This is a genomic window from Maridesulfovibrio spiralis (SeqCode), from assembly GCF_048571135.1.
GTDB classification, from domain to species: Bacteria; Desulfobacterota; Desulfovibrionia; order Desulfovibrionales; family Desulfovibrionaceae; genus Maridesulfovibrio; species Maridesulfovibrio spiralis.
Genome location: NZ_CP182344.1, coordinates 3,532,611 through 3,555,413 on the forward strand (window position 1 = coordinate 3,532,611; position 22,803 = coordinate 3,555,413).

Genomic DNA, 22,803 nt, shown 5'->3' on the forward strand with positions numbered 1-22,803 from the left:
GGAGCTTTTTATGTCTCAAATACCTGTTGAGTTGATAAAATTAATCATCGCTTTGGTGGCAATTGCCGCCTTTGTGGGATTAAATGGGCTGGTGCTCGTTTACCTTGAGCGTAAGGTGGCCGGGTTTGTTCAGCGTAGACCCGGACCTTATGAAGTGGGGCCGCAGGGACTGTTACAGCCACTGGCCGATGCGGTGAAGCTGATCGGAAAGCAGCTCTTTACCCCCCACGGTGCGGATAAGCTGCTTTTTTGGATGGCCCCGGTTCTGTCTTTTTTGCCGGTGCTTTTACTTTTCCTACCTATTCCTTTCGGACCCATTGCAACCGGAATGGAAATGGACCTCGGCCTGCTGCTCATTCTGGCTTTTGCCGGCCTGAATGTCCTCGCCCTCTGTCTTGCAGGCTGGGGTTCAAATAATAAATGGGGCATCCTCGGCGCGGCAAGGGCGGTGGCCCAGTCTGTGGCCTATGAAATCCCACTGCTGCTTTCAGTGCTTGCAATCTCTTTCATGACCGGAAGCCTGAACCTGACCACCATTGTGGAAGGGCAGGGCGGCTGGCCGTGGCAGTGGAACGTGTTTTTGCAGCCGCTTGCTTTCATAATCTATTTTGTCAGCGCGCTGGGCGAAACCAACCGAGCTCCCTTTGACCTGCCGGAAGCGGAAAGTGAGCTTACCGCAGGATTTCATACTGAATATTCAGGCATGGGCTTCGGGCTGTTCTTTCTCGCGGAGTACGCCAATATGATTGTTGTCTGCTCTGTGGCTGCGGCCCTGTTTCTCGGCGGCTGGCGTGGGCCGTTTTTTGACGGTTCATGGTGGTTTTTAGCCAAGGTTTACACTCTGCTGCTGGTCATGATCTGGCTGCGTTGGACCTATCCTCGCGTTCGGTTTGACCAACTTCTGAATATCAACTGGAAATGGTTAATGCCTTTAGCCCTGTTGAATCTGTTTATTACTGCTTTTGTGATGAAGTTGTAGGAGGGCATTAGAATGAGCGTAATCAAAAAAATATGGGACGATGTGGCCTCGCTCTGGTCGCTGATAGTGGGCCTTAGAGTCACGGGCAAAAACTTTGTCGATAAGAACGTGACACTCCATTACCCGCGCGAAACCGTAACTTCCGGGCAGCTTGAAGGATTCCGCGGGCCTCTGGAGCTGATAGGGAAACCTAAAGATCCGGCCAAGCCGAAGTGTATTTCGTGCATGATGTGCGTTACCGCCTGCCCCAGTAAATGTATCACTGTGGTTAAATCCAAGGCTCCCAAGCCAACCGAAGCAGAGCTTCAGGCTATGAAGGAAGCGGAGGAGCGTGGCGAAAAGGTTGTAAAGCCCAAGGCGCCTAAAGAGCCTGCAAAGTTTTTGTACGACTTCTCGCTTTGTTCGCTTTGCGGATCATGCGTTGAAAACTGTCCGGCAAAATCACTCAGGTATTCATCTAATGTCTACCTGACCGTGACCAACCGCAAGGAACTTAAAATGGATCTGCTGGCAAGACTTGTCGCACAGGCCAAAGTTGCTGCGGAAAAAACGGCAGAGTCTCCTAAGGGTACTGAAGCTGAAACAGCTGAAAAAGAGGCAAGGACTTAAGTTATGATGGAAACGCTCGCTAAAATCGCTTTTGCTGTCTACACGCTGCTGATCCTCGGCGGCGGGTGTATAGCTGTGGGCTCGCACAGTCTGGTCCGGGCTATGGTGGGGCTGATTGCTTCGCTGCTTGGCGTGGCCGGAATGTATATGCTCATGGCAGCACCATTCATGGCCTTCATGCAGATACTCATTTATGTGGGTGCGGTCTGTGTGCTCATTTTCTTCGCCATCATGCTTACACAGGCTGATGACCACGGTGTTGAATCCGGCAGCCGCAGCCCGGGAAAGTCCGCACTGGCCGCTCTTACTTTTATCACCCCGGTGTTTTTGATCGGATTCATTCTGGTCAAATTTCAGCCTTTATCAATTGATATCCCGGTTGAAGTCCCGTTGGTCGAGATAGGTAAAGGATTGCTTGATGACTACCCCGTTGCATTTGAGCTTATTTCAGTGGTTCTGCTGGCTGCTATGGCCGGGGCGGTGCTGCTGGCTTTTGAAAAGAAAGGGAGGAAAGCACAATGAGTCCTCTTTTAATGTATCAATTGGTGGCACTTCTGTTGCTGGCTATCGGGCTGTACGGCATTGTCTGGCGTAAATCGCTGGTGGGCATGCTTATTTCCGTAGAGCTGATGCTGAACGGCGCAGGGCTGTCCATTGTTTCCGCTTCCCAGCTCACCGAGGCTGGGAGTGCAGTGGGGCAGATCGCCGCACTTTTTGTCATGGGACTGGCCGCTGCTGAAGCGACCCTTGTGCTGGCAATAATCATTGTGGTGGCGAAACGGTTCAAGTCCGTTGAAACCGACGCAATAACAAAGCTGAAAGGGTAACCGTATGACAGTTAGCACAGAATTCATCACCAGTGCGCGAGTCCTCATCCCGCTAGGCATCACCTTTGTGGCTCCGTTTTTCATCTGGTTTTTCCGGGAGAATATCAACCGCCGTGAAGCCGTTTCGATCTGGGCAGGTATCCTGACTTTTCTTTCGGTAGCTTCCATGGTTCCCGATGTGCTGGAAGGTAAAATAGTTGAATACACGTTGTTCACCCTGTTTCCAGGAGTAAAGGTTTCATTTGCTGCGGACGGGCTTGCTTTCGTCTTCGCCCTGATCGCGTCTCTCCTCTGGGTTTTCGCAACCAGCTACAACATCGGTTACATGCGCAGCCTGAACGAGCATGCCCAAACCAGATATTACTTCTGTTTTGCGGTAGCCATTTTCGGCGCAGTGGGCGTGGCTTTCTCGGCAAACATATTCACCCTCTATCTTTTCTATGAAATAATTTCAGTGTTTACCTATCCGCTGGTCGCCCACCATCAAGATGATGAGGGCTTCAACGGAGCGCGTAAATATATGGTTTACCTGATGGGTACTTCCAAGCTGTTCCTGCTTCCGGCCATGGTCATGACCTATGTGCTCTGCGGAACTCTTGATTTCCATCTCGGCGATGTGGCGCAGGGTATTTTTCCGGCAGATGCCGACCCCACACTGGTCACAGTCACCTACGTGCTCTACATCGCAGGTCTGGCAAAGGCCGCACTGATGCCTTTCCATAACTGGCTTCCTTCCGCGATGGTAGCGCCGACTCCGGTTTCCGCGCTGCTGCATGCGGTGGCAGTTGTTAAGGCCGGGGTGTTCTCGGTTTCCCGGGTGATCCTCTCCGGCTTCGGCGTGGATCTCATGGATAAGCTGGGGCTGGGATTGCCGACTGCTTATCTTGCCGCATTCACTATTGTGACTGCCTCGCTTATCGCCCTGACCAAGGATGATATCAAAGCCCGGCTGGCATATTCCACAGTCAGCCAGCTTTCCTATATCATTATCGGTGTAGCCATGCTGACTCCGGATGCGGTGCAGGGCGGCCTGATGCATATCGCCCACCACGCATTCTCCAAGATCACCCTGTTCTTCGGGGCCGGGGCGATTTATGTGGCAACACATCTTAAAAAAATCAGTCTCATGGATGGACTTGGGCGGCGAATGCCTTGGACTTTCGGGGCCTTTGCCATCGCTTCGCTTTCCATGATTGGTGTACCTCCGGTCTGTGGATTCGCAACCAAGTGGTATCTGGTCAAAGGTGCGGTATCCATCGGTCAATGGGGTCTTTTAGTGGCTTTGCTGGCAAGTACGCTGTTGAATGCCGGATATTTCGGCCCCATCGTTTACCGGGCGTTTTTTAAAGCCCCGGCAGCCGGAGCCAATATCGAACAATACAAAGAGGCTCCGCTGTGCATGGTTATCCCGCTGTTCACCACGGCTTTGATTTCGGTCTGGCTGGGACTTTATCCCCAGACTTTCCTGAACTTCATTAACGTGTTCGGTAAATTCTAAGGAGAGCCGCCATGATTGAAAAACTTGGAAACTGGTTCGAAACCCAGCGCACGCAGAAAATGAAGTTATGGAAGACTCTGTTCGCGGCCTTCCTCGCGGTGCTTGTGGGCTTGAATTTCTTTATTCACCCGCACCATGCCGAATATCATTATGATATCTATCCCGGCTTCTGGGAGCTGTTCGCGCTGATTGTGTCCGTAGGCATGGTCTTTGTGATGAAGGTGCTGATCCAGCCCTTCCTCATCGGACCTGAGGAAAAAGGCGATGCTACAGGAGGAGATGACAATGACAATTAACGGTTTCCTCCACCCGGCATTGGCTTTCATCGCCCTTGCAATGGCTCTGCCGTTTTTCCGGGGCAAACAATGGAAATACTTCCTGCTCATTCCGCCCGTGATCGCCATCGCCGTGGTCTTTACTGCGACCCTCGGCAACTTCGGGGTTATTCCTTATCTGGGAAATGTTCTGGTGTTCGGCAGGGTTGATAAACTTGCGCTGGTCTTCGCCAACGTATTTGCCATCCAGTCTTTGATCGGCATGATCTATGCCCTGCACATGGATGATAAAGCGCACCATGCCTCGGCGGCCCTTTATGTTGCCGGATCATTCGGTTGTGTTTTTGCCGGTGACTACCTGACCCTGTTCATCTTCTGGGAACTCATGGCTGTGGCCTCCACCTTTCTGGTCTGGCTGCATCGCACAAAGACTTCCAGCGCGGCAGGTTTCAGATACTTTCTGTTCCATATGCTCGGCGGGCTGTTCCTGCTTGGCGGTCTGCTGCTTCGTTATTCGGAGATCGGCACTTTCGCTTTCCTTCCCGTGGACCCGCAGGGAATGGAATATTACGACTGGCTGATCCTGATCGGATTTTGTGTTAACGCCGCAGTTGTCCCGCTGCATGCATGGCTGCCGGACGCTTATCCTGAAGCAACCATCCCCGGTGCTGTATTCATGTGCGCCTTCACTACCAAAACAGCTGTTTATGTGCTGGCCCGCGGGTTCTCCGGGGTTTATGCCCTGGCCGTAGCCGGAACATTCATGGCTGTCTACGGAGTGCTTTACGCGTCCATGGAAAACAATGCGCGCAGGATTCTTTCCTACCACATTGTTTCGCAGGTCGGGTACATGGTCGCGGGTATCGGTATCGGTACTGCCATGTGCATCAATGGTGCTGTGGCCCATGCTTACGCACATATTCTTTATAAAGGTCTGCTCTTCATGAGCGTCGGAACCGTGCTTTATGCCGTGGGCACAGCTGATCTTGACCGCCTTGGCGGGCTGGTCGGGAAAATGCCTGTGGTCATGCTGCTGTACATGGTCGGGGCGGTTTCCATTTCCGGGATGCCGTTCTTCAACGGATTCATCTCCAAGACCATGACCATTACCGGAGCTGCGGAATCGCATCATACCCTGCTGGCTGTCGGTCTTGAGATTGCCGCAGTCGGTACATTTCTATCGGTGGGTATCAAACTTCCGTACTTCGCATTCTGGAACAAGCCCGCACGAACGGATATCAAGCTCAAGCCGATTCCCAAGAATATGTATGTGGCTATGGGCATCGCGGCTTTCCTCTGCTTCGCGCAGGGCGTTTATCCGCAGATGCTCTACAAGCTGCTGCCGTTCCCGGTGGAATACCATCCCTACACTCCGTGGCATCTGTTGCAGGCTTCCATGCTGCTGGCCTTCACCGGAGCCGGGTTCTGGATCATGCGCAAGGTCATCGTGCCGCACCATGGACGCAACCTTGATTTCGACAAGCTTTACCGCTTGATCGGTAACATGGGGCTGCTGCTTGTCTGCCGTCCAATTGCCTACGTGGATTCAGTCTGGACGACTGTGTACCGGGTGATCGGTCTGAAGTGGCTGATGGATTCCGCTGCCGGGTCATCATGGTTTGACCGCAAAGGCATTGATACGGTTGTGGACGGTACAGCCTACACCGTGCGTAATATCGGGCGGACCGGGGCTAAAATACAGACCGGACGTTTGCAGGACTACCTTGGACTGGCGGTGTTTATCGCACTCTGCGTCTACGGCTTGGTCTGGTACTTCGGGTAAAGGGGAGAGAATACAATGCAAGAATTCGCTTATCCTGTTCTGACTGTTCTGGTGTTCTTCCCGCTGCTGGCTGCTGTCGGTCTATTCTTCCTGCGCGGAGATAACAACATCAGGATTTATACACTGGCGGTCTCGCTTATAGAGCTTGCGCTCTCGTTTCCGCTGTTTACCGGATTCAAACTTGAGTCCGCCGCTTTCCAGTTAGTTGAGCGCATGGATTGGGTCAGGCAGTGGGGTGTGGAGTATTACCTCGGCATAGACGGCATCAGTTTTCTTATGGTCGTGCTGACCATCGCCGTACTGCCGCTTTGCGTGCTCTGCTCGTGGACTTATATCCAGACACGGGTCAAGGAATTCCACTTCTGTCTGCTGTTTATGACCGCAGCCTGTGTGGGAGTATTTACCGCTCTCGATCTGGTTCTTTTCTATGTGTTCTGGGAGGCCATGCTGGTTCCCATGTACCTGCTCATCGCGGTTTGGGGTGGACCTGAGAAGCGTTATGCATCGCTCAAGTTCTTTCTTTACACTTTGGCCGGATCGGCATTGCTGCTGGTTGCCATTGTTGCTTTCAGGATTGCGGGCGGTACTTTTGCCATACCCGAACTCATGGAGCAGAACTTTGCGTTCAGTTTCCAGTTCTGGGCATTTCTGGCCCTTGCGCTGGCCTTCGCCATCAAGGTTCCCATGTTTCCGTTCCACACATGGCTGCCTGCCGCACACGTGCAGGCTCCCACTGCCGGATCAGTTATTCTGGCTTCCGTACTCCTTAAAATGGGAACCTACGGTTTTCTGCGTTTCAACCTGCCGCTGACTCCGGCAGCCAGTGAATACTTTGCCCCGTTCATGATCGCCATATCAATCGCCGGAATTTTGTACGGCGGCATTGTGGCCCTGGGGCAGAACGATATTAAAAAAGTTATAGCCTACTCCTCTGTAGGCCATATGGGTTTTGTGACCCTTGGCATCTTCCTTTTCAACCAGCGCGGGCTGGAAGGGGCGTTGTTCCAGATGCTGAACCACGGCATCACCACCGGCGGGCTGTTTATGATGATCGGTGCAGTCTATGAGCGCAGCCACAGCCGCGAACTCACGGATAACCTTGGTCTTGGCAAATATATGCCGGCCTACATGTTCTTCTGGGGACTGTTCGCGCTTTCATCCTTCGGCTTCCCCGGCACGAACAGCTTTGTGGGTGAGATTCTCGTCTTCGTCGGAGCTTTCGAGCAGAATCCCTGGATCGGTGCACTCATGGTTCCCGGAGCAATGGTCGCGGCTGCCTACATGCTGCGTATCTCCCTTAAGCTGGCTTGGGGCCGTCCTACATCGTGGAAGGAATGGCCGGATCTTAATTTGCGTGAATGGACTTATCTGGTCGTCCCGGCGGTTTTTGTCCTTTACATCGGACTTGCACCGGGACTCTGTTTCAAGGTCATGGACGCTTCGCTGCTTAAGCTGGAGAAGGACGTGAAGGAAGGTGCGAGGGTTGTTGCAATTGACAAGGAACGGCCTGCGGAAGTGGCCTTTAATTCCCTTATGGGAATCATAAAGTAAGCAACAGGAGATATTGAAATGAATGTGAATCCATATCCTTTCATGCCGGAACTTTCCATGTTCCTGATTATTGCCCTGTTGTTCGTGCAGGCTGTGGGCAGCGAGCGCATGCGCCATAAGGTTGGAGTCTGGCTGCCTATCGCATCCCTTTTGCCTATTGCTGTCTCACTGCTTTCACTGGGACAGGAAGGGCTGTTCTTTCACGGGGCCTATCAGGTTGATCCGCTTTCGCAGTTTTTTAAAGTGGCTATTGCCATAGGTTTCAGTGTGACGGTGTTTAATGCCACCCGCCAGCCGACTTTGCTGAACGAGAAAAGGTCTGATTATTTCCTTTTCCTCGCCATCAGTGCATGGGGCTTGATGATGCTCGCATCCTCGGTGGAGTTGATCACCATGTACCTTGCGCTGGAGCTTTCGTCCTACGCGCTCTATGCCATTATCGCACTGCGGGCCAAGGATAAAGGCGCGGCGGAAGCGGCAATCAAATACATCATGTTCGGTGCGGTTTCCACGGCTCTGGCTCTGTACGGTTTTTCCTACATCCTCGCCGGGATGCATACCACCTACCTTGCGGAACTGGTCCAGAAAACCTGGTCCTTTGAAGCTGCGCCAATGGCTGTTACCGGTATGGCCTTGTTCCTGCTGGGCATGTTCTACAAGCTGGCCCTGTTTCCGTTCCACTTCTGGTGCCCGGATGTCTATGAAGGAGCGAGCAACGAGACTGCCGCATTTGTGGCGACCCTGCCCAAGCTTGGAGCAGTGGTTATCCTAATCCGCCTCGCTGCCATGTTTAAGCCCGGCTATGACATCACCACGGTGATTGCAGTACTGGGTGCATTGTCCATGACCTTCGGTAACCTTGCTGCACTGGTCCAGAAAGATGTGAAACGTATACTCGGATATTCATCAGTGGCCCATGCCGGTTACATCATGATCGGGCTGGTTTCCGGGACCGCTGAAGGACTTGCTGCCGCATCATTTTATGCGCTGGCGTATGTTGCCATGAACCTGACCTGCTTCTGGGTAGTCAGCCGCGTTTCAGTGGATGGACGTAACCTGCAACTCGATGATTTGAACGGCCTGCACAAACGTGCCCCGGCCCTTGCTTTTGCTTTGGCTGTAGGCTCTTTCGCCCTGGTCGGATTACCGCCTATGGCCGGGTTTATGGGTAAGCTGTTCCTGTTCTCATCCGGATGGAACCACGGTTACAACTGGCTGATCATCATTGCCGGGATCAATACCGCCATTTCCATCTACTACTATCTGGGAATGGTTCGCCATGCCTATACAAAGGACGCGGCAGAGGGACTGCCTTTACCGGACACATCCGCATTCAGTTTTGCCGGGGCTGCTTTGCTGTCCCTGCTGGTTCTAGGTCTGGGGATGATGCCTGCCGGAGTGTTTGATTTCGCTTTGAAAGTGGGCAGTATAGTTCCTTAGAGACTATCATAATCGGTTTTTAGAAAGCTCCCTCAGCCTTCGGGCGGGGAGCTTTTTTTATGAATCAGTCAACTGGACAGTTAAAGAGAGTCTGCCTGAAGGTCTTTGTTAATGAACACTTGATTGTTGAAGTTCAGGAAAAAAAGTTGCCGTCCATGTGAAAGAAACAGCGGTTGATTGAAAACAAAAAAGCAGAGCCCCATTCGAGGACTCTGCTTAGAGTTGTGGATTTTTTTGGTGGATTACAAGTTCAGGGGGCGCAACTGTGGTTCGTTTTCAACTTCCTTGTTGCCCAGATATTTAAGGCTTGCGTAGATTGCAGCTAGTATCGCAACGGCAATGCCCATGTAGATGACATTTTTGCCTTCAGCAATCTGGTAGAAGAGGGTCGCGACAGACCAGCCTAAAGCGGTGCAGTATGTTGCCATCACTGCTGAATAGAAACCGCCCATTTCCTGACGGGTTGCGCCGATTACCGCAAGGCAGGGGAAGTACATGAGTACGAAGAGCAGGTAGGCGAATGCTGAGTAGACAGTGAAGTTGGCGGCAAGGTGCTGGTACACAGACGCGTCTGCGCCGATCTCTTCGGAGACAGTCTCGCTGTCTTCGCTGATCAGTCCGATTCCGAGCAGGTCAACTGAAGTCACAACTCCGGCGAGACCGTCGATTACAGTTCCGATGGCTTCATTTACGGTTCCGCTGATGTCAAGGCCGCCTTCTGCTTCTTCGTCAGTTGCAGGTGCAGCCGCAGTTTCATCCATTGAGGCGTAGAGGGAGTTTACAGTTCCCACGATGGCTTCTTTGGCGAACAGTCCGGTGAACAGTGCTACGGATGCAGGCCAGTTTTCTTCCTTAATTCCCATAGGTTTGAATACCGGAGAAATAGACTTGCCAGCGATGGAGAGCACTGAATTCTGGGAATCTTCGTTGCCGAAGGTCAACTGACCGTTATTAATACCCACGGAGTTGAGCATTGAGAGTACGAAGACAGCAGTCACAACGATTACACCAGCGCGCTTAACGAAACCTTTCATACGTAACCATGCACTTTTGAAGACCGCGCTTGCTCTGGGGATGTGGTAGAGGGGCAGGTCCATAACAAAGTGGGAAGGTGAACCTTTGAAAAGTGTGTTCTTAAGCAGGAATCCGGTGAAGATCGCCATTGCCAGACCGGAAAGGTAGATGAGGAATACTGCAACGCCGGAATAGGAACCGAACAGAGCCACGCAGAACAGGGCGTAAACAGGCAGACGTGCGCCGCAGGACATGAACGGGGCCATAAAGATGGTCATGAAGCGGTCGCGCTTGGAGGTCAGGGTTCTTGCGGCCATGACAGCGGGGACCGTGCAGCCGAAGCCGACAACCATGGGGATAAATGCGGAACCGGGCAGGCCGATCTTGCGCATGAAGCGGTCGGCGACTACTGCCACGCGGGCCATGTAACCGAAGTCTTCGAGTATCGCCAGCGCGAGAAACATGAAGAATACGACCGGAATGAAGGTCGCAACGGTCTGGATTCCGGCCCCGATTCCGCCGAGGGTTACGTTTATCCATTCGGGCGCACCGGCTTTAGCAAGCAGGTCAGCGGGAATGTCGATGAAAATGAGTCCGGCAATGATGTCGAAAAAGTCGATGAAAACAGAGCCGAGGCCGATGGCAAACCAGAAGGTCAGGAACATGGAGACGAGAAACACGGGAATCGCCGCGAACTTATTCATCACGATGTTGTCGACCCTGTTGGTAAAGTTTTGGCTGCGGTCTTTTTTTTCTTTGAGAACTTTGCCGTAGATAGAGTCGATGTAGTTGTATTTTTCAACGGTATCCATCACTTCCTGACGGGTGGGGTGGGAATCGTGTTCAGGAAGATTTTGCGATTCCCTGGCCAGTGCTTTAACGGCGTTGGTTACAGATTTTTTGTCTACCGCAACAACCGGAATTACCGGGACGCCCAGCTCTTTGCTGAGCTTGTCTACATCAACATCAATCCCTTCGTTTTTGGCAACATCCAGCATATTCAGCAGGATAACAATCTGGTCTGTCCGCTCAAGAAGGTCCATGGTCAGGAACAGGTTACGGGAAAGGTTGGTGGCATCAACCACGTTGACTATCATGTCGTATTCGCCGCTGCGGATAACTCGCTCGGCTACTTTCTGGTCTTCAGTATCGGGGCTGAGGTTGTATGTGCCGGGAAGGTCGACAAGTTCGACTTTGGTATTGGAAAGAGAAAATGTTCCTTCGATCTTTTCGACTGTAACTCCGGGCCAGTTTCCTACTTTCTGACGCGCCCCGGTAAGAGCGTTGAAAAGTGTTGTCTTGCCGCAGTTTGGTACACCGGCAATAGCGATTCTTTCTATTTTGTGCATGGCTAGATTTCCTCCACCTTGATCTGGTCGGCTTCATCTTTACGCAGGGCCACACGACTGCCACGGATCTCAAAAATCATGGGGTCGGAAATTTTGATGGGAGCGAGGCTGATCGGGGTTCCTTCAATGAAGCCCATCTTGCGTAGTTTGATGGCGTAGTCGGAAGTTTCGCTTTCAAAGCCGAGCACAGAGTAGTTCCGGCCTTCGAGTATTTTTGAAAGATTTATATTTTTAGTCATTTTGTCTCCGTTCTGATGACTGTTGTGGTTAAGTCGTGTGAATTAGAGGTTGAAAATCAATGTCAACTGAATTTCTGACTAACCAAGTATGAAATAGGCGTCAAGAAGAAAATGAAAATAATTTTCAATTAGATTGTAGTTTTGCGGATGACAAGAGTAAATAAAATACAATTATTGATGCATCTGGTTGAAAATATGTGGAAATTATTAATGGTCACGCAAATGTCTCATGGGTCCGTTTTGAAGGTAAGTCGGATGTCTGCTGATGCAACTAAGCTTGCTAAAGTCCAATAAAGATTTTATCTTGAACTTGATTGCATGACTCACTGGGAGTTGTGCTTCAAGGATAAAGAAGGGTGGACGACCTGATCGGCAGGTCGCCCTCCCTTCTTTTTTTTACACCCCATTCGTCACTTTTCTGCCATGTACCCGCCTAATTCATTCTGTAATTCTCCCTGCTAAGGACAAAGATGGCTTCATCTGATATTGGAAGGAGAAGATATGAATTTTTATCGGGGAGATCGCCGTATGGCAGTGGTTGATGAGTCCGGCGAAGTAGCAGCCAGATCCGTACAGGATTATATTGATGAAACGCCTTATTGGGCAGACGGTACAGTCGCACCGTCTTCACCTATGACAGCCATGCAGTGGCGGATCTGGTTTTTGGCCTCTGCGGGTAAGTTTTTTGAAGGCATGGTCGTGTTTATGACCGGTGTGGCCCTGCCGCTTATCGTGAGTGAGTTCAAGCTTGGTGCTATGGAAAAGGGTACAGTAAGTGCCGCAACCCTGTTCGGTATTCTCATAGGGGCTACTGCTCTTGGCGGGCTTGCCGATCACTACGGGCGCAAGAAGATGTTCATTTGGGAGATGGTGCTTTTTGTCGCCTGTCTGGTCGCTCTTGTATTTAGCCCAAACTATATTTTTCTGGTAACTTTTCTTTTCGGCATGGGGCTCGCGCTTGGTTGTGATTATCCCACAGCACACATGGTCATTTCCGAATCCATTCCCAGTAATGACCGGGGCCGGTTAGTGCTGAGCGCTTTTGCGTTTCAGGCCATAGGTGCTCTTGTGGGGACAGCCATCGGCTACCTCATATTGTACAAAGCGCCGGAGATTTCCGCGTGGCGTTATATGTACGGCGCAGCAATCATCCCGGCAATTCTTGTTGTCGTAGGCAGGTTTTATATCCCGGACAGCTGCCATTGGCTTGTCTCTAAAGGGCGTATTGCAGAAGCCGAAGCCGCGCTGCGTAGATTGCTGCACCGGGAACCTCATTATCCCAAGGTAATCAAAATCGCTCCTCCGGTTGATAATGTCGGTGGTGTTGAAGAGGAGATCTGCAAAAGTTCATATCTGGATTTATTTAAAGGCAAAACTCTCCGGGCTACAATTTTGGCTTCAGTTCCCTGGTTTTTGCAGGATCTCGGAACATATGGAATCGGTATTTTTACCCCGACCATCCTCGGTTCTGTCATCGGGGCCAAGGCCGTGCATGCCCGTAACGTGGCTGATCTGATTCAGAATGACATGTTAGCTGCCAAGGGAGCGGCCTTCATTGACGTGTTGTTGCTGGTCGGAATTATAGCTGCAGTGTTTATGGCTGATAAGGTCGGACGCATTAAGCTGCAAATTGCGGGTTTTATCGGCTGTGCGATCGGCCTTTTCCTTGCCTCCATGTCTATGACCGTTGATCCAGATTCATCCATGTCCATGACTCTGCTTTTTAGCGGATTTATGCTTTTCAGCTTCATGACTAACATGGGACCGAATGCCATCACGTACCTTCTGGCTGGGGAGGTCTTCCCGACTAAAATCAGGGGTAAGGGTGCTGGGTTCGCAGCCTCATTCGCCAAGATCGGCGCGGTGGTTACTGCGTTCTTTTTTCCGGTACTGCTCAAGGATTTCGGGACAGGACCGATCCTGATTTTTCTGGTTGGCTGCTCCCTCCTCGGAGCCATTGTAACATGGCTGTTCCGCATTGAAACCAGCGGGGTTAATCTGGAAGAAATGTAAATTTACCCTACCTCCTTCCATTAAAGCCCTGCCCTTTTTAATTAAAGGGCAGGGCTTTTTCTTTTTTATCCTCTTGCACAACAGTGCGGCATGCTTATATAATTAACAAATACATTAATTAAGTCTTGTCGGCATCCCTATTAAAGCGTTTTGGGATTCTTGCACCAGCCGTTAGGCGAGCGGTCTTTCCGCGAGTCTTAAGGATGGCGACAGTGGAACAAATCCTTTTGAAAAAGGGGTTAAGCCGCCGGAGGCGAAAATCAATTTAATCAAAAGCGCGAAGCGCATCAAAATAAGCCCCGCAGGGCCGTCGGAGGCAATATGCATGAAGTAAGTATGGGTGGAACATTGCGTGATTATCTGAGTGGCGAAGAGATCGAAGAAACCACTTACGAAGAATTCCGTCAGGCACTGGCAAAGTTGCTGGTGGAAGAACTCGGTTATCCCAAAGATTCGCTGAAAGCGAAGATCGACCTGTGTTTTGAGATTGACGGAGAGGAAATGTGCCGCACTATGGATCTGGTTGTTTATGATAAAGACCAACAGCCCCTTTTGCTGGTAATGTTCTGCGCCGGGGATGTGGGCAGCTATGAGCGTGAGGCTGTCTGTGCGGGCAAGCTCTTTCAGGGCGGCCCGGTTCCTTACGTGGTTATTTCCGATTCTATGGATGCTTTCCTGCTGGATGCCATTTCCGGCAAGACTCTTGCCCAAGGAATGAGGTCCGTCCCCAGCTATGAAGAGCTGCTCAACATGACCGCTGACTACAAGCGTGAGCCGCTCCCGGCTGAAAGGCGGACAAAAATTGAAAGGATTTTTTATACCTATACCGGATTCCTGCAGGGAACCTGCTGTAGCGAATCCTGTTCTTTGCCGCCTAAGAAGTAGAGGGAACAAGCTGCAATCCGCAACTGCGAACTCCCCGGCCAATTGGATTTGGCTGGGGCGTTTTTGGTTTAAAGGACTATTTTGGCTAGGACATCAAGGACTTTGCCGATTGCCTTAAGGGCTGTTGCCACAGCTTCTGTTTTCTTGGCAACATCGTCAATGTCCTGCTTGGCGGTCTCGGCCTGCTGGGCTGCTTCTTCAAGCTTTACGATGCACATTTTGTACACTTCAGTCCCGGCATGGATTTTGTCTTCGTGGATTTCTATAATGATGTCTCGCGCATCAAGCAGTTTTGATTCAAGCTCATCGCGTTCCTCGGAGGGGGCACTGCACTGAAATACAAGATCTACATTTTCGATTGCCTCTTTCAAACGACGTAGAGCTTCTTCGGGAGTAGTGTTGGCAGCTGCGTTGATTGCATCGTCCAAAATTTGTTGGGTATCTGATGATCCGGACATTTAATCTTTCTCCTGCTATTTTTTAGCTTTTATTAAATCGTCGTATACTTCCTTCACTTCTTGTCCCGTAGCGATCAATTCATCAACAGTCTTTTTTGCGTTGCTGAAATCAGTGATTCCGGCATTCAGGTCTGTTTTGATTTTCTCATGTGCGGATGCGAAAAGTTCTGCTGCCTTGTTCACGTTCGCAGCAAAAGTTTCTACTTTGTCTACAGTCTGGCAGCTGACCTTTGCTTCTGTGAGTGTTTTGATCTTTTGCTCAAGGCTGATATTTGTTTCCCGAATATCGTTGTATTCTGATATGTTTGAAGTGCACATAGCGTCGAGTCTGATTTTTGCGGCTCCAGCAAATTCTTTACTGTCTTTCTGCATTTGCTTACTCAACACCTGTATCGGCCAATCAGCAGCACTTACGGATATTTTGAGGCCTTCAAATCTAATTTTTTCTGACACGACTTTTCCTACCCCATATGCGAGGGAACCCAAAGCCGCAGAGAATGAAGGGTCGCTTTTCCCGAAAGCCTGTACTTGAAGGTTGTTGACGGAACTCTTGATACTTTCTGCCGATTTCTTGAAATCACTGGTTTTGTCGGCTTTTGCCAGACTATCGAGTGCTGCGGCGTACTTTTTCATTGCAGCAAGGGCTTTGAGACGAATGGCAATATCATTAGCGAGTTGCTTGTTCTTGCTGGTGTCGGGTCTGATCAGTTTGTCAGACTGCTTGAACATGTCCGAATTAATTTGATCTTTAGATTTAGCAATTCTGAAGAGACTGTACGATACGGAGAGTTCTTCATAGGATTGCAGGGCTTTGCATGTGGTATCAAGTACCGACTCAGAAGCCTTTGCAAACGCATTGATTTCCGTCACAGGTTTAGGACATCCGGCAAGGAGCATCGCCAGTGCTGCAAGCAGCATAATTCTTAATGCATTCGTAGGCATGAAGGGGCGCAAGGACATTCTAACCTCCTGTTTTTTGCGTTTAACTCTTTTAGTAATTGTCAAAATTATACTTTAAATAAACATGCAGTCAATAAATGTTTAGATATATATAATAAAGTAATGAATATTAAGGTGAGGGCCGGTGTCTATTGATATGCAGTATTGTTTTCCGGAAATTTGAGTTGGATCAGCGGATGAAATGGTATGGCATAAAGAAAATCCCTGCTGCGATTAAGCGCGGCAGGGATTTTTATGTTCAGATGGTCTGCAGATGGTTAGATATTAACCCAGCACTTCTCCACATGCTTCTCAGCCATCTTGGGAGTAACCATCGCCACTCCGATAGCCAGTGCCATGGATACGGGCAGGGCGACTACGTTGGGATCAACCCACTGCAGTAGCCAGACCCATGACCCCTTGGCAGCGGATGATACGAGGGTATCCATTCCGGTCAGGGCTTTACAGAGGCCGATTGCTTTTGCTTCCTTAACGTGTACGAAAAGCAGCCAGAACATGGAGGCACTGAAGCCGCCGACCATTGAGACTTTTGCGGCCTTTTTGGTCATGCCTTTCCAGTACAGACCCAGCAGATAGATGGGCAGGAAGGAGGCTGCACAAAGACCGAAGAAGAATGCGGTTGCTCGTGCGATAATGGACGGAGGCAGAACCCATGCCCAGAGGATTGCGGCAAGAAGGGTGACGCCGACACCGATTCTAGTGATCTTAACGGACTTCTCTGCAGGCACGTTGATGAACCTTTCGAAAAAGTCACGGCCTAGAGCTGTTCCGCCAACGTGATACTGGGAGGAGAGCGTGGACATACCCGCTGCGAGCATTGCCAGCATGAAGAGGGCGGAGAACCATGAGGGCATCATCTGTTCAATGTACATGGGAATGATTTTGTCCATGTTGCCACCCGCAACAGCTATGGATATTTTACCGATTTCTTTGTAAAAAACTGCGTTTGAGAGTGCTCCGGTCAGGAAGGCTACCCCGGTCATGAGCGGGATGAAAAGTCCACCGTAAAGAACCGCACGGTTAAGCTCCCGGTCGGAAGGAACAGTCATGAAACGCACTGCCAGCTGCGGCTGAGCCAGAACTCCGATTCCTACCCCGTAAACAATGGTGGTATAGATTACCAGCCAGAGCGGGGTTCCGAATTTTGCTCCCTGTGTCCAGCCGATCATGCCCCCTTTCTGAAGTTTGGCAGGCATGAGGTTGACCATGTCGGTCAGGGCCTGATGCGCTTCAGTCACACCGCCGAGCATGGCATAGGTGGAGATAATAAGGATGATCATCATAACTGCCATGATCAGCCCCTGAAAAGCATCAGTGTACATGACCGCTTTCATGCCACCGGTGATGACGTATCCCGCCAGAATGAAGCTGATCACCAACAGAGCAGTGTCGTAAGGAAGGCCGAAAGATATTTCCATCATGCGTGAAATACCGATCAGTACCGCAGCAGCATAAACGGGGATAAAGAGGAAGATGATTCCGCCTGCAAAGCCCTGAATGAACTTGGAGTCATATCGGCGGCCCAACAATTCCGGGAAGGTATGACTTTCAAGGGCAAGTCCCATGCGTCTGGTCCGTTTGCCGAAAAAGACCATGGCGATGAGCACTCCGACGACGATAGTGGCGAGGGTCAGCCAGAGAAGGGGGAAGCCGAATAACCCGGCAGCACCGCCGAAGCCGATGATAGCAGAGGTGGAAACAAACGTTGCGCCGTAAGACATGGCCATGATGAACGGGTTCATCTGGCGTCCGGCGAGCATGTAGTCAGTGGACTTCTTGGTGGATTGCCAGCCCTTGAAGCCGAGATAGAAGATTACCGCGAGATAAATGCAGGTAATGACGATTTTGGTAACCATTATTTCTCACCCTTGCTTTTTACTTCCACATTCAGCGCAGTCGCGTCGGGTTTACCTTTGTTGTTCCAGTTCAAAACGCCATAAACCACACAGCCGAACGAAGAGAGCAGGCAGAGCCAGAACACTGCTGCAATTTCGACGGAACCGAGACCTAACATCATTGGTGCCTCCAGATGTCTAAATTGATTAAAATTGTAAAATAGCTTTGTTCAGTAGAACTGAGAGAGTTTTTGCGAGGCGGCAGACAGTGTGGGGCAAACCCGGGGCAGAAAATAAAAAAGGCCGCGGGCTGGTTGCCTGCGGCCTGGGAGAAAACTCTTTCAACTATCGCTTACGCGAGTGAACACCTCCAGACCACAGGGCTGGTAAAGCTAAAAAAGTTAAAAAAGAAAAATAGTGCTTTGTTGGTGTTCATGCAAAAATATTTACAGTAAGTATTTACTTACTGTCAACCTGTTTGTGTTACAAAACGGTTTTAATTTGTTTGATCTAATAATCAAAAAATACATTTTTAGCAAAATTACGATTGATTTTTTTTGCTGTTTTTTAAAAAGATGTATGGACTTAGTTGGTTAGTGGTGGAATAAAGGAGTTGAAAATTTATTTGGATGTTAATTTTATATCAACTGCTTAAGGCCGATCAGGAGGCTGTGCATGGAAATTTTGGAACTGGTCAAAAACAGGGACCCCAATGAACGTGAATTCCATCAGGCTGTGAGTGAGGTTGTAGAATCTATCAAGCCTGTTCTTGACCGCAATCCCGAATACCGTAGTGCCGGGATCATGGAGAGAATTGTTGAGCCGGAGCGGGTCATCATGTTCCGGGTCCCCTGGGCTGATGATGATGGTGATGTTCATGTTAACCGTGGATTCCGTGTGGAAATGAACAGTGCAATCGGACCGTATAAAGGCGGTTTGCGCTTTCACCCTTCGGTAAACCTCGGCATCCTTAAATTTCTGGCCTTTGAACAGGTCTTCAAGAACGCGCTTACCTCCCTGCCTATGGGCGGTGGTAAGGGCGGTTCAGACTTCGACCCCAAAGGCAAGTCGGACATGGAAGTCATGCGTTTCTGTCAGAGCTTTATGCTTGAGCTTTCAAGGCATATCGGCCCTGACACCGACATTCCGGCCGGTGATATCGGCGTTGGTGCGCGTGAGATCGGCTACCTTTTCGGCATGTATAAAAAGATCCGCAATGAATTTACCGGAGTACTGACAGGTAAAGGCCTCAACTGGGGCGGAAGCCTGATCAGGCCGGAAGCAACCGGCTATGGTTCGGTATACTTTGCGGCTGAAATGCTTAATGCCAAAGGTCAGACTCTCGAAGGTCAGACCGCTCTTGTTTCCGGTTCCGGTAACGTGGCCCAGTTCACCATGGAAAAGCTGCTTGAGCTTGGTTGCACTCCGGTGACTTTCTCCGATTCGTCGGGTTATATTTATGATGAAAAGGGCGTTGACCGTGAGAAGCTTGAATATATCATGCAGCTCAAGAATGTACGTCGCGGCAGGGTCAAGGAATACGCCGAGAAGTACTCCGAAGCGGTTTACATCCCAGTCGATCCAGATCAGGATCACAATCCGCTCTGGAACCACAAGGCAGACTGCGCATTTCCTTCCGCAACCCAGAACGAAATCAATGGCAGGGATGCCTCCAATCTTGTCGCCAACGGCGTAAAGGTTGTTTCAGAAGGTGCGAATATGCCGACCATGCCTGACGGCGTTGACATTATCCTTGATGCCGGACTGCTTTATGGACCCGGTAAGGCTGCCAACGCAGGAGGCGTATCTGTTTCCGGTCTGGAAATGAGCCAGAACAGCATGCGTCTCAATTGGCCCCGTGAAGAAGTGGATAAACGCCTCAAGCATATCATGCATAATATCCATAAGTCATGCATGGATACTGCAGAACAATATGGAACTCCGTTCAATTACGTGAACGGTGCAAACATCGCAGGTTTCGTAAAAGTAGCGCAGGCCATGCTTGATCAAGGTATAGTTTAAAATATTATAGAGGATGGACAGCGATATAGTCGCTGTCCATCTTTTTTTAAGCGGGATGCCAGATGCAAGACAAAATGAGATTTATGGGTGGGCAGAGCCGTCAATTCAGCCTCTACCATGACCTTATGCAGGTTAAGGTCCGGGATATTCTGCTTATTTCCAGTCCTTATGATGCTTGGGTTATGGAAGAGGACAGCCGTATATCCGAGCGTATTGTCAGTGAATACCGCGGCCTTAACCTTAGCCGTCCGCCGCGCCTGACATGGGTTTCAAACATTGATGAAGCTCTCGAGCTTTTGGATGTGCGTTTTTTTGATCTTGTAATTCTGATGCCCCACCTGACCAATATGAATTGCTGCGACATGGGGCGGCGTATCAAAGATAAGATTCCGGGGATTCCGGTAGCAATGCTGGCCCATAAACAGCTGGCAGTGACTGAGGAAGTCTTTTGCGACGGCACGGACCGTCAATTTGTGTGGTCCGGTGATGCTGAGCTGCTGGTGGCGATGGTCAAGAACCTAGAAGACCTGCTTAATGTGGAGCACGATACTTCAGAGGTCGGAATCAGGGTTATTATTGTTGTGGAGGATTCTCCCCGTTATCTGGCTTCGTTTCTTCCGATTTTGTACAAAGAGCTGGTTCGCCAGACACAGGCCGTGCTTGAAGAAGGTCTGAACTCCGAACACAGGCTGTTGACCATGCGCGCGCGGCCCAAGATTCTTGTGGCCCGTACTTATGAAGAGGCTATGGTTCTTTTTGAGAAATACGAACCTTATATTCTCGGTGTGATATCGGATGTGCGGTTTCCACGAATGGGTCTTCTGGATGGTAACTCCGGTATTGAATTACTCAAAAGCATCAAGGCTTCCCGTGATGATATCCCGCTGCTGCTGACCAGCAATGAACCGGAAAATAAAGAGCGGGCCGAAGCTATTCCGGCCTGTTTTGTGGATAAAAATTCGCCGGAGTTAATGTCGGAAATCCGTAAGTTCGTCATGGAACATCTGGGGTTCGGGGATTTTCTTTTTCGTGATCTTGAGGGAAATGAGGTTGCCCGGGCCACCAGTCTTTATTCTTTGGAGAAAATCCTGCGCAAGATTCCGCAGGATATTTTCATGCAGCATTGCAAGCTTAATGATATCTCACGATGGTTTTATGCCCGGACAGAAATTACACTAGCCAATGAAATCCGTCCCTTGCGTATGAAGGATTTTCCGGATGTGGAATCCCACCGTACTCATCTGCTGGACTTGATCCGCGAGCGGCGCATGCAGCGTCAGCAGGGTGTTATTGTCTCCTTCAATCCCAAGGATTTTGATCCGGATACCGATTTTCTGAAGATCGGGGCCGGCTCTTTGGGCGGCAAGGCACGCGGCATGGCTTTCATTTGTTCCATGCTGGCCCGCAATTCATGGCTTCATGAAAAGTACAGCGATATGATTATCACTGCACCGCGTACCCTGACCATCGGTACTTCCGGTTTTGATGATTTCATGGAGATGAATGATCTTTCTTATCTTGCGACAACCGACCTTGACGATGAAAAGGTTACTGAAATCTTCAGCGAGGCTTTTTTCCCCGGCTGGATTGAAGCGCAACTTTGGGCTTATCTGCAGGAAGTAAAGTATCCGCTCTCCATTCGCTCTTCAAGTTTGCTGGAGGATGCGCAGTATCAGGCTTATGCCGGATTGTATCAGACTTATATGATTCCCAATGACCATCCGGACATTGAACAACGGCTGAAGCAACTCGTTACCGCCGTCAAGCTTGTTTGGGCTTCTACTTATTACAAGGCACCGAAATCTTTTTCGCAGCGTGTTAATCAGCGCACGGATGAAGAAAAAATGGCGGTCATTATTCAGGAAGTGGCCGGGCAGCAGTATGGAGAGTACTATTTTCCGGCTATGGCCGGGGTAGGGCAGTCCTACAACTACTACCCGTTCGGAAAGATGAAGCCGGAACACGGTGTGGCGACAATTGCATTGGGTATCGGTAAATCCGTTGTCGACGGTGAACAGTGCATCCGTTTTTCGCCCCGCTACCCCAAGATTCTGCCTCAATGCCCGACTTTGCATGATTCACTTAAGAACGCCCAGACTTCTTTCTATGCGTTGCGCATGGGGAATGGGGAACTTTATGACATCCACGGTGACGCCAACCTTGAAAAGCTGGATATCGCAGATTTCGAGGAAACCGTTCCGGTGCGCAGGCTGGCTTCCACCTATCTGGCGGAAGAGGGTAGAATCAGGGACACGGCGGCTGTCCCCGGTCCCAAGGTCGTATTGTTTGCTCCGGTTCTTAAGCATAAGCTCATACCCCTTCCGGGGATTTTGACTGATGTACTTAAATTGGCCGAGAAAGGTATGGGCGGTCCGGTGGAAATGGAATTTTGTGTTAATCTCTATGAAGACGGCCGCAAGCCGGAATTCAATTTGTTGCAGCTGCGTCCTATGAGTGCACGGGCAGACCTGAACCGTATTGAAATCTCTGAGCAGGAGCTGAAGGATGCAGTCTGCGTCTCCAGCCATGCTCTAGGCAATGCCGAGAAAGATGATATCGTGGATATCCTGTTCGTTAGGCCGGAATGCTTTGATGTTTCCAAAACACGCCAGATTGCGCTCGAGATTTCACGCATCAACGGACAACTGGTCAAGCAGAACCGCAAATACCTTCTGGCTGGGCCGGGACGTTGGGGATCTGCCGACCATTGGCTGGGTATCCCGGTTGAATGGCCCGATATTTCGAATGTGTCCGCGATTATTGAAACATCAAGTGAATCGCTCAAGGTTGAGCCTTCCCAAGGATCGCATTTTTTTCATAATATAACCACGCTGGGCATTAACTACCTGATGGTTTTGGATAAACCGGGAAACCGTATTGATTGGGATTGGTTTGCCAACCAGCATATCATTGAGAAAGGTGTCTATATAAGCCATTTGCGCTTGCCGGCTCCTGTGATACTGAAGGTGGACGGTAAGAGTTCGCAGGGGGTTATACTGCCGGCTAAGGGTAGTGATGATTATTGCCTGCTGCGTGAATGTGTTGCGGATTAAATTTCCTGATCAG

Annotated in this window: 19 protein-coding genes; 13 read left to right on the forward strand and 6 right to left on the reverse strand. The window is 50.3% G+C overall.

Annotation, left to right across the window (positions count from 1 at the left end; all coding sequences use genetic code 11):
• Window positions 1-10: 10 nt before the first annotated feature.
• The 9 genes from nuoH to ACNI29_RS15850 are packed head-to-tail and all read left to right on the forward strand — an operon-like array spanning window position 11 to window position 8,962.
• Window positions 11-979: an NADH-quinone oxidoreductase subunit NuoH gene (gene nuoH / locus ACNI29_RS15810; protein ID WP_419779337.1), complete on the forward strand. Its 969-nt coding sequence runs from the start codon at window positions 11-13 to the stop codon at window positions 977-979.
• A gap of 12 nt (window positions 980-991) precedes the next feature.
• Window positions 992-1,588: a 4Fe-4S binding protein gene (locus ACNI29_RS15815; RefSeq protein WP_419779338.1), complete on the forward strand. Its 597-nt coding sequence runs from the start codon at window positions 992-994 to the stop codon at window positions 1,586-1,588.
• 3 nt (window positions 1,589-1,591) lie between these two features.
• Window positions 1,592-2,110 (forward strand): NADH-quinone oxidoreductase subunit J family protein, encoded by a 519-nt coding sequence (locus ACNI29_RS15820; protein ID WP_419779339.1) that lies wholly within the window; start codon window positions 1,592-1,594, stop codon window positions 2,108-2,110.
• Window positions 2,107-2,415 (forward strand): NADH-quinone oxidoreductase subunit NuoK, encoded by a 309-nt coding sequence (gene nuoK, locus ACNI29_RS15825; RefSeq protein ID WP_419779340.1) that lies wholly within the window; start codon window positions 2,107-2,109, stop codon window positions 2,413-2,415. The genes ACNI29_RS15820 and nuoK overlap by 4 nt, the downstream gene beginning before the upstream one ends.
• Before the next feature lie 4 nt (window positions 2,416-2,419).
• On the forward strand, window positions 2,420-3,913 hold the full coding sequence (locus ACNI29_RS15830) for a monovalent cation/H+ antiporter subunit D family protein (RefSeq protein WP_419779341.1): 1,494 nt from the start codon (window positions 2,420-2,422) through the stop codon (window positions 3,911-3,913).
• An 11-nt stretch (window positions 3,914-3,924) separates the two neighbouring features.
• Complete coding sequence (locus ACNI29_RS15835) at window positions 3,925-4,209, forward strand: PIN domain-containing protein (RefSeq protein WP_419779342.1); 285 nt, start codon at window positions 3,925-3,927, stop codon at window positions 4,207-4,209.
• Window positions 4,199-5,971, forward strand: a complete 1,773-nt coding sequence (locus ACNI29_RS15840) for a Na(+)/H(+) antiporter subunit D (RefSeq protein WP_419779343.1) — start codon at window positions 4,199-4,201, stop codon at window positions 5,969-5,971. The genes ACNI29_RS15835 and ACNI29_RS15840 overlap by 11 nt, the downstream gene beginning before the upstream one ends.
• A gap of 15 nt (window positions 5,972-5,986) precedes the next feature.
• The gene (locus tag ACNI29_RS15845; RefSeq protein ID WP_419779344.1) at window positions 5,987-7,522 is read left to right on the forward strand and encodes a complex I subunit 4 family protein; all 1,536 of its coding nucleotides are present in this window, start codon (window positions 5,987-5,989) and stop codon (window positions 7,520-7,522) included.
• Between the two features lie 18 nt (window positions 7,523-7,540).
• The gene (locus ACNI29_RS15850; RefSeq protein WP_419779345.1) at window positions 7,541-8,962 is read left to right on the forward strand and encodes an NADH-quinone oxidoreductase subunit N; all 1,422 of its coding nucleotides are present in this window, start codon (window positions 7,541-7,543) and stop codon (window positions 8,960-8,962) included.
• Between the two features lie 242 nt (window positions 8,963-9,204).
• Here ACNI29_RS15850 and feoB read toward each other — a convergent pair whose 3' ends face one another.
• Together feoB and ACNI29_RS15860 are read right to left on the reverse strand one after the other, a co-directional pair.
• Window positions 9,205-11,325 carry a ferrous iron transport protein B gene (gene feoB, locus ACNI29_RS15855; RefSeq protein ID WP_419779346.1) on the reverse strand — a complete coding sequence of 707 codons (2,121 nt, stop codon included), beginning with the start codon at window positions 11,323-11,325 and terminating at the stop codon, window positions 9,205-9,207.
• Window positions 11,326-11,327: 2 nt separating this feature from the next.
• Entirely contained in the window at window positions 11,328-11,564 is a 237-nt protein-coding gene (locus ACNI29_RS15860; RefSeq protein ID WP_419779347.1) for a FeoA family protein, read from the reverse strand.
• 501 nt (window positions 11,565-12,065) lie between these two features.
• Between ACNI29_RS15860 and ACNI29_RS15865 the strand changes: the two genes are divergently transcribed.
• Together ACNI29_RS15865 and ACNI29_RS15870 are read left to right on the forward strand one after the other, a co-directional pair.
• Entirely contained in the window at window positions 12,066-13,577 is a 1,512-nt protein-coding gene (locus ACNI29_RS15865; RefSeq protein ID WP_419779348.1) for an MFS transporter, read from the forward strand.
• A 321-nt stretch (window positions 13,578-13,898) separates the two neighbouring features.
• Window positions 13,899-14,462: a type I restriction enzyme HsdR N-terminal domain-containing protein gene (locus tag ACNI29_RS15870; protein WP_419779349.1), complete on the forward strand. Its 564-nt coding sequence runs from the start codon at window positions 13,899-13,901 to the stop codon at window positions 14,460-14,462.
• Between the two features lie 68 nt (window positions 14,463-14,530).
• Here the strand turns inward: ACNI29_RS15870 and ACNI29_RS15875 are convergent, their stop codons facing one another.
• The 4 genes from ACNI29_RS15875 to ACNI29_RS15890 form a co-directional block, all read right to left on the reverse strand.
• On the reverse strand, window positions 14,531-14,920 hold the full coding sequence (locus tag ACNI29_RS15875; RefSeq protein WP_419779350.1) for a hypothetical protein: 390 nt from the start codon (window positions 14,918-14,920) through the stop codon (window positions 14,531-14,533).
• 15 nt (window positions 14,921-14,935) lie between these two features.
• Window positions 14,936-15,880 (reverse strand): hypothetical protein, encoded by a 945-nt coding sequence (locus ACNI29_RS15880; RefSeq protein ID WP_419779351.1) that lies wholly within the window; start codon window positions 15,878-15,880, stop codon window positions 14,936-14,938.
• Between the two features lie 257 nt (window positions 15,881-16,137).
• Window positions 16,138-17,736: a sodium:solute symporter family protein gene (locus ACNI29_RS15885; protein ID WP_419779352.1), complete on the reverse strand. Its 1,599-nt coding sequence runs from the start codon at window positions 17,734-17,736 to the stop codon at window positions 16,138-16,140.
• On the reverse strand, window positions 17,736-17,897 hold the full coding sequence (locus tag ACNI29_RS15890) for a symporter small accessory protein (protein WP_419779353.1): 162 nt from the start codon (window positions 17,895-17,897) through the stop codon (window positions 17,736-17,738). The genes ACNI29_RS15885 and ACNI29_RS15890 overlap by 1 nt, the downstream gene beginning before the upstream one ends.
• Window positions 17,898-18,390: 493 nt before the next feature.
• Between ACNI29_RS15890 and gdhA the strand changes: the two genes are divergently transcribed.
• Window positions 18,391-19,737: an NADP-specific glutamate dehydrogenase gene (gene gdhA, locus ACNI29_RS15895; RefSeq protein ID WP_419779354.1), complete on the forward strand. Its 1,347-nt coding sequence runs from the start codon at window positions 18,391-18,393 to the stop codon at window positions 19,735-19,737.
• 62 nt (window positions 19,738-19,799) lie between these two features.
• Window positions 19,800-22,790, forward strand: coding sequence for a PEP/pyruvate-binding domain-containing protein (locus tag ACNI29_RS15900; RefSeq protein WP_419779355.1), 2,991 nt, complete (start codon window positions 19,800-19,802; stop codon window positions 22,788-22,790).
• The last annotated feature ends 13 nt before the right edge of the window (window positions 22,791-22,803 follow it).

Bases quoted from the DNA above. Each gene is read 5' to 3' on its own strand.
- nuoH (WP_419779337.1), top strand. From the start codon at position 11: ATGTCTCAAATACCTGTTGAGTTGATAAAATTAATCATCGCTTTGGTG.
- ACNI29_RS15815 (WP_419779338.1), top strand. From the start codon at position 992: ATGAGCGTAATCAAAAAAATATGGGACGATGTGGCCTCGCTCTGGTCG.
- ACNI29_RS15820 (WP_419779339.1), top strand. From the start codon at position 1,592: ATGATGGAAACGCTCGCTAAAATCGCTTTTGCTGTCTACACGCTGCTG.
- nuoK (WP_419779340.1), top strand. From the start codon at position 2,107: ATGAGTCCTCTTTTAATGTATCAATTGGTGGCACTTCTGTTGCTGGCT.
- ACNI29_RS15830 (WP_419779341.1), top strand. From the start codon at position 2,420: ATGACAGTTAGCACAGAATTCATCACCAGTGCGCGAGTCCTCATCCCG.
- ACNI29_RS15835 (WP_419779342.1), top strand. From the start codon at position 3,925: ATGATTGAAAAACTTGGAAACTGGTTCGAAACCCAGCGCACGCAGAAA.
- ACNI29_RS15840 (WP_419779343.1), top strand. From the start codon at position 4,199: ATGACAATTAACGGTTTCCTCCACCCGGCATTGGCTTTCATCGCCCTT.
- ACNI29_RS15845 (WP_419779344.1), top strand. From the start codon at position 5,987: ATGCAAGAATTCGCTTATCCTGTTCTGACTGTTCTGGTGTTCTTCCCG.
- ACNI29_RS15850 (WP_419779345.1), top strand. From the start codon at position 7,541: ATGAATGTGAATCCATATCCTTTCATGCCGGAACTTTCCATGTTCCTG.
- feoB (WP_419779346.1), bottom strand. From the start codon at position 11,325: ATGCACAAAATAGAAAGAATCGCTATTGCCGGTGTACCAAACTGCGGC.
- ACNI29_RS15860 (WP_419779347.1), bottom strand. From the start codon at position 11,564: ATGACTAAAAATATAAATCTTTCAAAAATACTCGAAGGCCGGAACTAC.
- ACNI29_RS15865 (WP_419779348.1), top strand. From the start codon at position 12,066: ATGAATTTTTATCGGGGAGATCGCCGTATGGCAGTGGTTGATGAGTCC.
- ACNI29_RS15870 (WP_419779349.1), top strand. From the start codon at position 13,899: ATGCATGAAGTAAGTATGGGTGGAACATTGCGTGATTATCTGAGTGGC.
- ACNI29_RS15875 (WP_419779350.1), bottom strand. From the start codon at position 14,920: ATGTCCGGATCATCAGATACCCAACAAATTTTGGACGATGCAATCAAC.
- ACNI29_RS15880 (WP_419779351.1), bottom strand. From the start codon at position 15,880: ATGTCCTTGCGCCCCTTCATGCCTACGAATGCATTAAGAATTATGCTG.
- ACNI29_RS15885 (WP_419779352.1), bottom strand. From the start codon at position 17,736: ATGGTTACCAAAATCGTCATTACCTGCATTTATCTCGCGGTAATCTTC.
- ACNI29_RS15890 (WP_419779353.1), bottom strand. From the start codon at position 17,897: ATGATGTTAGGTCTCGGTTCCGTCGAAATTGCAGCAGTGTTCTGGCTC.
- gdhA (WP_419779354.1), top strand. From the start codon at position 18,391: ATGGAAATTTTGGAACTGGTCAAAAACAGGGACCCCAATGAACGTGAA.
- ACNI29_RS15900 (WP_419779355.1), top strand. From the start codon at position 19,800: ATGCAAGACAAAATGAGATTTATGGGTGGGCAGAGCCGTCAATTCAGC.